Genomic DNA, 11,638 nt, shown 5'->3' on the forward strand with positions numbered 1-11,638 from the left:
ATCCAAAAGCGCGCCTGAGAAAGGTTTCCGAGCAACCGCATCCGATCTCCTGCCACAACCTGACGACCCGGGCGGCGTAACTGAGACACGCGCCTGAACCGTTTTGGTTCTCATGCTTTGTCTAAAAGACTCTAGATGAGATGGTGGTCAGCGGGTCCCAAACCATAGAAGCAGCAAAGGATTGGTCCGAACGAGCGTCAGTGTGCTCAGGAAGCGCTTTTTACGGACAGCTCTGCGGAGGAACCGCCATGGATGTCCCTCAGTCAAGCTTCACACTCGCCGATTGGATCGCTTTCGGATTGCTGGCTCTGATCCCTGTTCTGATGCTCCTGGGCGTTCTTGTGATCCGCCGGGAGATCCATGCGGAGGCCCTTCTTCGAGCGCAGTCCATCAAGCTGAAGACAAGCAAGGATCAGCGGCAGCACTGGCGGAAAACAGCCCTCTCCCAGGACCTGATCGACTTGCTTGACGATGTGGACACTCTCCTCAACGCGAGGGCAGCCGATCAGCTGACCGCGCGGCAGCAGCATCGCGAAGCGGTCCGTTTATCCTGGACCAGCCGCCACATCCCTTTGCGCACGCTCGCGCTGGGCACCCTGGCCCTGGCGAGCGTGCTCTCCGCCATCCTGATGGTGGTTGCCGAAGGCCCCCGTAATCCTATTCCTTGACCGGCGCTGAAGCATGCAACGCAGGGCCCCATCGGGTATGGTAACCGCCCGCCACTCGGCTGCAGGAGCACACTCGATGTCCTTTGCCACCAAACAGCTCGGCACCTTCCCTGACGCTATTGCGCCTGACGGTTCCGAGGTGCGGGTCCTGTGCAGCACCAGCCGAGGCAGCCTGGCGCATTTTACGCTGCCGCCGCATGCGGTCTCAAGGGCAATGGCGCATCATACCGTGGAGGAGGTTTGGTACTTTGTGTCGGGCCGCGGGCAAATGTGGCGCCGCTCGCATCAGCACGAAGAGATCGTGGACCTGGAGCCGGGCCTTGCCATCACGATCCCGCCAGAAACCTGCTTTCAGTTTCGCTCGGTTTCACCCGAGCCCCTGACCGCGGTTGGGACAACGATGCCGCCGTGGCCAGGCGAAAGCGAGGCTTTTGCTGTCGAGGGAATTTGGGCTCCCACCGTTTGACGGCTCCGAGATAACCCGGCTGTCGCATCAGCGCCGGACGGCGAACGGCAGGGTCGGACTCGCGTATCAGATCCCGACAATACACTGCCAACACAGCGATTTCACAGCGATTCGGGTCAAACCGAGCCGTTGAGCGTGGCCCTATGACGGTCAGCTGACCCTATCATCACGGATGTTCAGTCTTCGTCTGCCTCGTGCCAGGAGCAGTCCTTTGTCGCGGCGAAACGATGCATCCGAGCGGCTCCACGCCAGATTGTCACTGATAGAACGTCCAGAGAAGACTTTCACTGAGTTCCTTCAAGGCCTCGACGGCGTCGGGCCGCTCCCGGGCCACCGCGGCAACGATGGCATCGGCAAGCGCGAAGGCGGCGGTCGGCGAATTCGGCAGCAGCCGGTTCCTCGCCGGAGCGAAGAGGGTGATGTCGGCGATGGGGACAAGCGGCGAACTCGGCCCGTCCGTCAGGGCCATGATCCTCGCCCCACGGTTCTTGGCGAGTTTCGCCAGATCGACGGTTCCCCGTGAATAACGCGGAAGAGAGATGGCCAGAACGAGATCATCCGGCCCCACATTCATCAGGTGCCGGACCGCTTTCTCAGCGCCTCCGCGGGACGATGCGAAGATGACGTTCGCATCGAGATAGAGTGTCAATCCTTCATCCAGATGCGCCGCCACATGGTGGCTTGCCCCGGATCCGACGATGAAGATACGACGGGCGCACAACAGGACGTCCATGGCCCGGGAGCAGGTTTCCTCGTCGACGGCCGCGAGGGTCTCGTCCAGGTTGGCAGCCTGATCCTTGAGAGATGTCACGAAGGTCGCGAAGGCGGAGCCTTTCGTGCTGTGGGCATCGGCGAAACTGTCGACGGGGGCCATCGCCAGTCGCAGCGCCTCGGAGAGCGCCGCCCGGAACTCGCCGTAGCCCGCGTAACCCAGAGAGCGGACGAAGCGTGTCACCGTCGCCGTCGAGGCGCCGCTGCGCTCCGCGAAACCCTCGATCGTCATTGTGGCCGTCTCTAAAGGGTTCTGCAGCACGAAGTCCGCCGCGCGCCGATGCGCGTCGCTGAGCGCGGCGTACACGAGCGCAATGCGGTGAGCCAGATCCGTCGTCGGCTTCAGGACGTGAGACACGGGCACTCCAGACTGATTGACGTCAGGATATTTTCATGATCTTTAATCTGAGAAAATAAATCTGTCAAAAAAGCAGCCACCAAGGGAACCGGAGAGACATTCCATGCGCCGTCAACTGTTATTTGCCTTCGTCGCCAGCACCTGCCTGCTCAGTGCTCCCGCATGGGCGCAGTCCCTCAAGATCGCGCTCAGCTCGGAGCCGACCGCCATCGATCCACACTATCATGATCTGACGCCGAACAATGCCCTGGCGGCTCATATCTTCGACGGATTGACCAAGCAGGACGAGAAGCAGAAAGTTCTGCCCAACCTTGCGACGTCCTGGGAGAACGACGGACAGAATCGTTGGACCTTCAAGCTCCGCCAAGGCGTAACGTTCTCCAACGGCCAGCCCTTCACCGCCGACGACGTGATCTTCAGCTTCTGCCGCACCCTGAAGAACGAGACGGCGATCGCGGGCTCGTTCGCCGACATCACGGGCAACTTCACGGCCGTCGAGGCGCCCGATCCGCACACCATCGTCATCACCACCAAGGCACCGGATCCCCTGCTGCCGAACTTCCTGTCCGGCCTCGCCATCCTGAGCTCGTCCATTCTTCCGCATGACAAGCTGACCTTCGATGTCGCGAAGAACTGCGGCGTAACCGGAGCATGGCCCGTCGTCGGCGACTTCAACGATGGCAAGCTCGCCATTGGCACCGGCCCCTACAAGTTCAAGAGCTACACCAAGGGGACGAGCGTCGAGCTCGAACGCAACGAAAAGTACCGGGGCCCGGCGGAGCCTTGGGCCAGCGTGACCTTCGTCCCGGTTCCCAATGCCGGCCCGCGCCTGGCGGGTCTGCTCGCCGGCGACTACGACGTGATCGAGAACCCGGCTGCGCGCGACGTGTCCCGCATCAAGGACGACAAGCGCTTCGGCCATGTGATCACGCCCTCGACCCGCGTCATCTACTTCCAGCTCGACGTGGAGCGCGAGCCGAGCCCGTTCGTGAAGGCGGAGAACGGCAAGAACCCGCTGAAGGATGCGCGCGTGCGCAAGGCGATGTCGCTCGCCATCGACCGCGACGCCATCATCAAGCGCATCATGGACGGGGCCGCCGAGCCGGCCTATCAGTTCCTGCCCAACGGCATGTTCGGCGCGCTGGAGAACCCGCCGAAGCTCGCCTACGATCCGGCCGCGGCCAAGAAGCTCCTGGCGGAGGCCGGCTATCCGAACGGCTTCCAGGTCACGCTCTCGACGACCAACGACCGCTACATCAACGACAGCCAGATCACGCAGGCCGTTGCCCAGTACCTCACGCAGGTCGGCATCCGCTCCGAAGTGGACGCCATGGCCCGCGCCATCTACTTCCCGCGTCGCGCCAAGAAGGAATTCAGCGTGGCGCTCGGCGGCTGGGGCTCCACGAGCGGCGAGGCTTCGTCCTTCCTGAAGCAGTGGGCCGCGACCCCGGATGAATCGAAGACCATCGGCGGCTCGAATTACGGCGGCTATGCCGATCCGGAATTCGACAAGCTGATCCGCACGGCGATCACCACCCTGGACGATGCCAAGCGGTCCGAGCTTCTCAAGCAGGCCGGAACGAAAGCCATCGAAGGCGGCGCATTCATCCCGCTGCATTTCGAGAGCACCATTTGGGCCTACAAGGCGAACCTGAACTACGTCGGCCGCGCGGACCAGTTCACGATGGCCATGCAGGTCAAGCCCGCCAAGTGAGCAAGCCGTGAACGAAGCCGCGAGCAGATCGGAACGCCTCCCATGACGGCCTACATCCTGCAACGTCTGATCCAGAGCGCCCTGGTTCTGCTCGCGGTTTCCATCGTGGTCTTCCTCGCCGTCTATGGCATCGGAGACCCGATCGAGCTCCTGGTTCCGCCACAGGTCAGCGCCGCCGAGCGCACGGCCATGATCCAGCGCCTCGGGCTCGATCTGCCGGTCTGGCAGCAATATCTCGGCTTCCTGGGCAAGGCCCTGAAAGGCGATCTCGGCTTCTCCTTCGTCCATGGGGTCCCGGCGGTCGACCTGATCCTGGCGCGGCTGCCGGCCACCTTCGAGCTCGTCCTCCTGGCCATGAGCCTTGCCGCAGTCATCGGCATTCCGCTCGGTCTCTTGGCCGGGCTCAATCCCGAGAGCCGTCCGAGCCGCGCCATCATGGCCGGAACGATCCTCGGCTTCTCCCTTCCGAGCTTCTGGAAGGGCATGATGCTCATCCTGCTCTTCAGCGTCTTCCTCGGCTGGCTGCCGACGGCGGGACGCGGCGAGACGGTTTCCGTTCTCGGCATCCCGACGAGCCTGCTGACCCTCGATGGCCTGAAGCATCTCGCCCTGCCTGCCCTGAACCTCGCCATTCCGAACATGGCCTTGATGATCCGCCTCGTGGCGGCGGGCACCACGGAAGCGATGACGCAGGATTACGTGAAATATGCCCGCGCCAAGGGCGTGCGCCGCAAGCGCATCGTCGGGCGGCACGTGCTGCGCAACATCCTCATTCCGGTCGTGACGGTGGCCGGCATGGAATTCGGGAGCCTCGTGGCCTTCTCGACCATCACCGAGACCGTGTTCGCCTGGCCGGGCATGGGCAAGCTCCTCATCGACAGCATCTACCAGCTCGACCGCCCCTTGGTCGTCGCCTATGTGATGCTCGCAACGTTCCTCTTCGTCGCCGTGAACTTCCTCGTCGACATTCTCTACGCGGCACTCGATCCCCGCGTGAAGCTGACGGGAGAAATGGCATGACCGCTTCAAAGACGGCGGCCGTGACGGCCGGCGCCGACACGGCGCTGCGCCACAAGGTCCTGCGCCGGATCAAGAGCCGCCCGACGACGCGAGGCGCGGTCATCCTTCTGGGGATCCTCCTGCTGCTCGCGCTGCTGGCTCCCTTCATCGCACCGCAGAACCCGCACGACCTCGCGTCGCTGAGCGTGATGGACAACCGCCTCGAGCCTGGAGCGCAGGGGATGAGCGGCATCACCTACTGGCTCGGCACCGACGCGCAGGGCCGCGACATGCTCAGCGCCATTCTCTACGGTCTGCGGACCAGCCTTCTGGTCGGCCTCACATCGACCGCCGGCGCGCTCGCCATCGGCATTCTCGCGGGGCTCGTCGCGGCCCAATTCGGCGGAGCCATCGATGCGGCGATCATGCGAGTCGTCGACTTCATGCTCGGCTTCCCGTCGATCCTGATCGCCCTCGTGCTCCTCGCCTCGATCGGGCGCGGCGTCGACAAGGTGATCATCGCCATCATTCTGGTGCAATGGGCGCAATATGCCCGCCTTATGCGCGCGGCGGCCCTCGTCGAGCGGCGCAAGGAATATATCGAAGCCGCAGTCAATTTCGGCCTGCCGACCCGCCACATCATGCTGACTCATCTCCTGCCGAACTCCATCAGCGCCGTCCTCGTCGTCTCGACGATCAGCATCGCGGGCGCGATCACGCTGGAAGCCACCCTGTCCTTTCTGGGAGTCGGCGTTCCGGTGACGCAGCCGTCCCTCGGCCTTCTGATCGCCAACGGATTCGAGTTCCTGCTCTCGGGTGAATACTGGATCGCGGCCTTCCCGGGCATCGCTCTCGTGCTCTTGATCATGTCGCTCAACCTCGTGGGCGAGCGCCTGCGCCGCAGCTTCAATGTGAGGGGCCAATGACCTCCCCGCTGCTCGAAGTGCGTGGACTGAGAACCGTCTTTCACGATCTTGCCGGGGCATGGCCGGCCGTCGACGGCGTCGATCTCGTGGTGCAGCCCGGCGAGATCGTCGGACTCGTGGGCGAGTCTGGCTCCGGGAAGTCGGTGACCGGGTTCTCCCTGGTCCAACTGATCGACGCCCCCGGCGAGATCGTTTCCGGCGACATCCTGTTCAAGGGAGAGGATTTGCGCCAGGCGACCGAGGAACGCCTGCGCGGTCTGCGGGGCGACCGCATCGCGATGATCTTCCAGGATCCGCTGATGACCCTCAACCCGGTCCTCACCATCGGCGAGCAGATGTGCGAGGCGATCCAGGAGCACCGCCCGTGCAGCATGCAGGAGGCCCTCGAAGAGGCGTCCCGAGCCTTGTCCCGGGTCGGCATTTCCTCTCCCGGGACGCGTTTGAAGCAGTATCCGCACGAGTTTTCAGGCGGCATGCGCCAGCGCGTGGCGATTGCCACCGCCCTTCTGAACAGGCCCGACCTGATCATCGCCGATGAGCCGACGACGGCGCTGGACGTCACGATTCAGAGCCAGATCCTGTTCGAAGTTCAGAAGCTCAGCCGGGAGACCGGCACGGCGGTCCTGTGGATCACGCACGATCTCGCCGTCGTCGCCGAGCTCGCCGACCGGGTCGCCGTCATGTATGCCGGGCGGATCGTCGAGACGGGAACCGTCGACGACGTACTTGATCGTCCTCGCCATCCCTACACGCTCGGCCTGCTCGGCTCCTCGGCCGCGATGGTCGCTCCCGGCGAGCGACTGAGGCAGATCAACGGTGCCGCGCCCAGCATCGACGCGCGCCCGAGTGGATGCCCGTTCCGTCCGCGGTGCGAGCGCGCCATGCCGGCCTGCACGCAGATCGATCCCCCGCCGCAGGTCATGAGCAGCGGGCGGAGCTATCGCTGCCACAATCCCGTGCCCGAAGGCCATGCTCCATGACTCAACCCTTCTTCGAGCTGCGCGGCGTCACAAAGTATTTTCGCGGCAAGGCAACCATCGCCCAGCGCATTCTGGCGGCAACCGGAAGCGCCCCGCTGCCTCCCGTGCTCAAAGCGGTCGATGGGGTCGATCTCAGCGTCGAGCGGGGCGAGGTGCTCGGCCTCGTCGGCGAGTCCGGCTGCGGAAAGTCCACGCTGGCGCGGGCCGCGACCGGAATCACGAAACCCACCGCCGGAGACATCATTTACGAAGGACGGCGCGTCGCGGACCTGCGCGGCAAGGACCGGCTGGATTATCTGCTCAAGGTCCAGATGGTGTTTCAGGACCCCTATGCATCGCTCAATCCGCGAATGCAGGTGCGCACCATTGTCGGAGAGGCCTTGCGGGTTCACGGCCTGCTGCCGAAGAGGGATATCGACGCCGCCGTCGACAAGGCTTTGACCGAAGTCGGCCTCGATGCCGCTTATCGCAACCGTTATCCGCATCAGTTCTCCGGCGGACAGCGCCAGCGTATCGGCATCGCCCGCGCGCTCGCCGTGAAGCCCGGGTTCCTGGTCTGCGACGAGCCGGTTTCCGCGCTGGACGTCTCGATTCAGGCCCAGGTCATCAACCTGTTCATGGACATTCGCGAGAAGCATGGCCTGACCTATCTGTTCGTCAGCCACGATCTCGGGGTCGTCCGGCATATCAGCGACCGCGTCGCGGTCATGTATCTCGGGCGCATCGTCGAGATCGGGCCGGCCTCGGCCATCTTCGCGGAACCGGCCCATCCCTACAGCGCCGCGCTCATTGCGGCGAGCCCCTCCACGGCGCGGCGCAAGCGCGCTTTCCAGCCGCTCAAAGGCGAGCTGCCCTCCCCTCTGGCGCCGCCCGGCGGATGCCCGTTCCACCCTCGCTGCGAGCACGCGATGGCACTATGCCGTGACGTTCGCCCGGCCCTGAAAGAGATCGCCCCCGGACGCAGCGCAGCCTGCCATCTCCACACTTCGGACAACACATGACGACAACGACGCTCCTCCCTGACATCGGCCGCAGCTCGCTTCCCTTCGTCGATCCGCATCACCCTGACAGGCCAATCGAGGTGAACGTCTATCGTCCGGCCGGCCACGGCCCCGACGATCCGGTCGTCATCGTCCAGCACGGCATGCTTCGCAACGGCGACGAGTATCGGGATTTCTGGATTCCCGCCGCGGAGAAGCATCGCATCCTGATTGCCGCACCCACCTTCTCCGACGCGCATTTTCCAGGACCGGAATCCTACAACAACGGCTTGGTGATCCAGGACGGCGGAAGCGTGCGTCCTGTCGAGAAGTGGCTCTACGGCATTCCGGCCCGCGTCCTGGCCGCCCTGCAGGAAGGCGGCGTGACGCGACGCGCGAAGGCGCGGCTCTTCGGCCATTCGGCCGGAGGACAGTTCGCGCACCGGATGCTCGCAACGCAGGACCACGGCTCCTTCGAGGCCGTCATCGCGGGCAATCCGGGCTGGTACACCTTGCCGACCCTGGAGCGCAGCTTCCCTGAAGGACTCGGCGGCCTCGGCCTCGATGAAACCGGCATGGCGCGCTGGTTCGCCTATCCGATGCACATCTTCGCGGGCGATCAGGACATCAGCACCGACGACCCGAACCTGCCGGCGCAGGCGGAGGCCCTGAGGCAGGGGGCGCATCGCTACGAGCGCGCACAGTTCGTCTACGATTTCGCCCGCCGCGAGGCCGAGCGCCTCGGGCTTCCCTTCCGATGGAAGCTGATCCGCGTCGAAGGCGTGGGCCACGACGGTGCCGCCATGTCCCGCGCGGCCGCCGCTTACTGGTTCGAAGGGCGCATTCCACCCGCCGAAGAGCTGATCACGGCTGACGTGGGCGCCTTGTAGAGCAACGTCGCCTCGCCGACCGTCCACGACCGATTCTGGAGCAAGACATGAACGTCCGAAATGAGATCTGGCAGCACGTGGATGCCGCGAAGAGCCGCCTCGTTGCCTTGAGCGACCGCATCTGGGGGATGCCGGAGGTCTGCTACACCGAGGTGTGCTCGGCCGCCGAACATGCCGCGGAACTGCGCCACCAGGGCTTTCGTGTCACCGAGGGCGTCGCGGGCATCCCGACCGCAATCATCGGCGAAGCCGGCGAAGGCGGCCCGGTCATCGCATTCCTCGGTGAGTACGATGCGCTTCCGGGGCTCAGCCAGGAATCGGGCGTTGCGGAGCATCGCCCCATCGAGCCCGGCGGCCATGGACATGGATGCGGTCACAACCTTCTTGGCTCGGGCGCCATGCTGGCCGCGATCGCCTTGAAGAACTGGCTTGCGGAGAAGGGCATTCCGGGCCGCGTCCGGTATTACGGCTGCCCGGCCGAGGAAGGTGGCGCGGCCAAGGCCTTCATGGTTCGCGCCGGCGCCTTCGAGGACGCCGATATCGCGATATCATGGCATCCCTACAGTTTCTGGGAGGTCGCGCCCGCGCTGTCGCTCGCCAACACGCGCGCCGACTTCGCCTTCACGGGCCGAGCCGCTCACGCGGCCGCTTCGCCCCATCTGGGGCGAAGCGCGCTCGATGCGGTCGAGTTGATGAATGTCGGCGTGAACTACATGCGCGAGCACATGCCGTCCGACGCCCGCGTGCATTACGCCCTGCTCGACACGGGTAGCATCGCGCCGAACGTGGTGCAGGCCTATGCCCGCGTGCGCTATTCGATCCGTGCCATGGACCTTCAGGGTATGCTCGACCTCGTCGAGCGCGTGCACAGGATCGCCCAGGGTGCCGCCCTCATGACGGAAACCAGCGTCGAGATGCGCATCGTCAGCGCCGTCTCGAACACGCTCGGGAACACGCCGCTCGAACATGCCCTGCACGATGCCATGGAGGAACTCGGGCCTCCGCCCTTCGACGAGGCCGACCGTGACTTTGCCCGCAAGATCCGCGCAACCCTGTCGGACCAGGAGATTGCGTCGGTCTACCGAGCCATCGGCCAGCCGAAGACCGATGCCCCTCTGGCTGATTTCCTGACGCCTCTCGACTCGCCGCGCAAGCCGATGATCGGTTCGACCGATATCGGAGACGTGAGCTGGGTGGTGCCGACCGTCCAGGCGCACGCGCCGACGGTCGCCATCGGCACACCGTTTCACACATGGCAGGTCGTCGCCCAGGGCAAGATGCCGACGGCACACAAGGCGATGGTGCATGTCGCCAAGGCCATGGCAGCCACCGGGATGGCCGCGATCACCGATCCCTCTTTGATAGACGCCGCCAAGGCCGATCTCGCCCAGAGGACACGGGAAACGCCATATGTGAGCCCGCTTCGTGAGGGGGTCGAGCCCCCCTTGGACATGTCGCGGGTCTGATTGGGCGCGGATGCCGCATGAGCGGCGAATCTTGCCCTCTCCCTATCATCGGGAATCCCGCACGGATTGAAGCCGAGGCCTCGCGTGCGGGATTCGTACGGTCTCACGAACGCGGACGGCGGGCAGGCTGTGTTTCGTCGGATCGGACCGGGGAAAAGCTGAGCACTGCTCCCGACGCCCTGCAGAAGAGCGTTCAGGAGAGATCGCAATGCCCTTCCGTCTGATCGCCGATTCGACGACCGCCTCGCCCGATTGTCGAACCCGGGAACATGGGCCGAAATGACCGACCGGAACCCGGGCTGTCCGGGCTTTTGATCCGCCCGCCAGAGGGTGCGTTCACCGGCTCGGAACCGGGCTTTCTGGAAGTCGGCTCTGGGTCAGACATTCACATTCCGGGCGCTCAATGAACGTCAGCTCTGACCGGCCAAAGCTGACCAAGGTCTTGCGTCGTAGGAGTGCCACGAGCAGAGTTCCCCCGAGGCGGCTTTCCCGCCTGCGCTACTCACTCATGCCGGAAAGCAACTCGTCGAGCTGCTCCAGCTGCTCCGGCATTGCCGCCGCCGAGCCCTGTAGTGCTTCCTCGAGCGCCTCCTTGGATGGATAGAGTTCGTGGAAAGTCAGCAACGTCTTCCCGCCGTGGTCCTCGAAGGTCACGGTCGTGACCGCGCCCTCTTCGTCCTCGTCGTTGGTCCAGACGATGCGCTCGTTCGGGACCACCTCGAGATACCTGCCATAGAAGGCCATGGTGTCCGAACCGCCGGCGCCGAATTCCAGCCGATACTGGCCGCCGGTACGAACGTCCATCGTGCATGACAGAAGCGAAACGCCGGATACCGACTTTGGCATCCACCAGCGCTGGAACAGCTCCGGCTGGCTCCACGCCCTGTAAACCGTGATCGGCGGAGCATCGAATATCCGCGTGACGACGAGTTCGCGATCCCCTCGGCGCTCGACTGACGTGCGGTCTTGGGCACCACCTACGCTGCTAGCTTGCCGGTTCATCGCTTCCCTCCTGTTTCAGTTCGCTGATGATTTCGTCCAATGCGTCGAAGCGGGCCTCAAAGAGCTTGCGGTGTGCCTCGATCCACTCGGCCTCCGCCTTGAGGCCGAGTGGATCGAGCTTGCAAGTTCTTACCCGTCCGACCTTCTGCGTGACAACGAGCCCCGCCCGCTCGAGAACCTGGACGTGCTTCTTCATGCCGGTCAGCGTCATCTGGAACGTTTCCGCCAGACTGGTGATCGACGCGTCCGCTCGCCCAAGCTGATCGATGATCCCGCGGCGGGTCGCATCGGACAGCGCCGCAAACGAGAGATCGAGATGATTATCTACATACTGAACCATATCGTTCAGTTTCTAACCTGCTCGCGCAGAAAGCGCAAGCGTCCCGAACTCTCCCTGCCATAGACCAGTCATTTGAGG

Annotated in this window: 12 protein-coding genes; 9 read left to right on the forward strand and 3 right to left on the reverse strand. The window is 64.3% G+C overall.

The window, feature by feature from the left end; all coding sequences use genetic code 11:
• The first annotated feature begins 299 nt into the window (after positions 1 to 299).
• Both OCW50_RS12215 and OCW50_RS12220 read left to right on the forward strand, forming a co-directional pair.
• Positions 300 to 668, forward strand: a complete 369-nt coding sequence (locus OCW50_RS12215) for a hypothetical protein (protein ID WP_262297704.1) — start codon at positions 300 to 302, stop codon at positions 666 to 668.
• A gap of 76 nt (positions 669 to 744) precedes the next feature.
• Positions 745 to 1,134, forward strand: a complete 390-nt coding sequence (locus OCW50_RS12220) for a cupin domain-containing protein (RefSeq protein ID WP_262297705.1) — start codon at positions 745 to 747, stop codon at positions 1,132 to 1,134.
• A gap of 256 nt (positions 1,135 to 1,390) precedes the next feature.
• Here the strand turns inward: OCW50_RS12220 and OCW50_RS12225 are convergent, their stop codons facing one another.
• Positions 1,391 to 2,263 carry a MurR/RpiR family transcriptional regulator gene (locus OCW50_RS12225; RefSeq protein WP_262267754.1) on the reverse strand — a complete coding sequence of 291 codons (873 nt, stop codon included), beginning with the start codon at positions 2,261 to 2,263 and terminating at the stop codon, positions 1,391 to 1,393.
• Positions 2,264 to 2,366: 103 nt separating this feature from the next.
• Here OCW50_RS12225 and OCW50_RS12230 point away from each other — a divergent pair, with 103 nt between their 5' ends.
• From OCW50_RS12230 to OCW50_RS12260, 7 genes are read left to right on the forward strand one after another with little or no spacing between them, the layout of a single operon-like run.
• Complete coding sequence (locus tag OCW50_RS12230; protein WP_262297706.1) at positions 2,367 to 3,977, forward strand: ABC transporter substrate-binding protein; 1,611 nt, start codon at positions 2,367 to 2,369, stop codon at positions 3,975 to 3,977.
• Between the two features lie 42 nt (positions 3,978 to 4,019).
• Entirely contained in the window at positions 4,020 to 4,997 is a 978-nt protein-coding gene (locus OCW50_RS12235) for an ABC transporter permease (RefSeq protein ID WP_262297707.1), read from the forward strand.
• Positions 4,994 to 5,902 carry an ABC transporter permease gene (locus OCW50_RS12240; protein WP_262267751.1) on the forward strand — a complete coding sequence of 303 codons (909 nt, stop codon included), beginning with the start codon at positions 4,994 to 4,996 and terminating at the stop codon, positions 5,900 to 5,902. Before OCW50_RS12235 ends, OCW50_RS12240 begins: the two co-directional genes overlap by 4 nt.
• Entirely contained in the window at positions 5,899 to 6,882 is a 984-nt protein-coding gene (locus OCW50_RS12245) for an ABC transporter ATP-binding protein (RefSeq protein WP_262297708.1), read from the forward strand. The genes OCW50_RS12240 and OCW50_RS12245 overlap by 4 nt, the downstream gene beginning before the upstream one ends.
• Positions 6,879 to 7,883: an ABC transporter ATP-binding protein gene (locus tag OCW50_RS12250; protein ID WP_262267749.1), complete on the forward strand. Its 1,005-nt coding sequence runs from the start codon at positions 6,879 to 6,881 to the stop codon at positions 7,881 to 7,883. The genes OCW50_RS12245 and OCW50_RS12250 overlap by 4 nt, the downstream gene beginning before the upstream one ends.
• Positions 7,880 to 8,752, forward strand: coding sequence for an alpha/beta hydrolase family protein (locus tag OCW50_RS12255; protein WP_262297709.1), 873 nt, complete (start codon positions 7,880 to 7,882; stop codon positions 8,750 to 8,752). The genes OCW50_RS12250 and OCW50_RS12255 overlap by 4 nt, the downstream gene beginning before the upstream one ends.
• A 47-nt stretch (positions 8,753 to 8,799) precedes the next feature.
• The gene (locus tag OCW50_RS12260; RefSeq protein ID WP_262297710.1) at positions 8,800 to 10,218 is read left to right on the forward strand and encodes a M20 family metallopeptidase; all 1,419 of its coding nucleotides are present in this window, start codon (positions 8,800 to 8,802) and stop codon (positions 10,216 to 10,218) included.
• A gap of 498 nt (positions 10,219 to 10,716) precedes the next feature.
• Here OCW50_RS12260 and OCW50_RS12265 read toward each other — a convergent pair whose 3' ends face one another.
• Both OCW50_RS12265 and OCW50_RS12270 read right to left on the reverse strand, forming a co-directional pair.
• On the reverse strand, positions 10,717 to 11,220 hold the full coding sequence (locus OCW50_RS12265) for an SRPBCC family protein (RefSeq protein ID WP_262297711.1): 504 nt from the start codon (positions 11,218 to 11,220) through the stop codon (positions 10,717 to 10,719).
• Positions 11,204 to 11,560 carry an ArsR/SmtB family transcription factor gene (locus OCW50_RS12270; protein WP_262297712.1) on the reverse strand — a complete coding sequence of 119 codons (357 nt, stop codon included), beginning with the start codon at positions 11,558 to 11,560 and terminating at the stop codon, positions 11,204 to 11,206. The genes OCW50_RS12265 and OCW50_RS12270 overlap by 17 nt, the downstream gene beginning before the upstream one ends.
• Positions 11,561 to 11,638 lie beyond the last annotated feature (78 nt).

Source organism: Microvirga sesbaniae, from assembly GCF_025460805.1.
GTDB lineage: Bacteria > Pseudomonadota > Alphaproteobacteria > Rhizobiales > Beijerinckiaceae > Microvirga > Microvirga sesbaniae.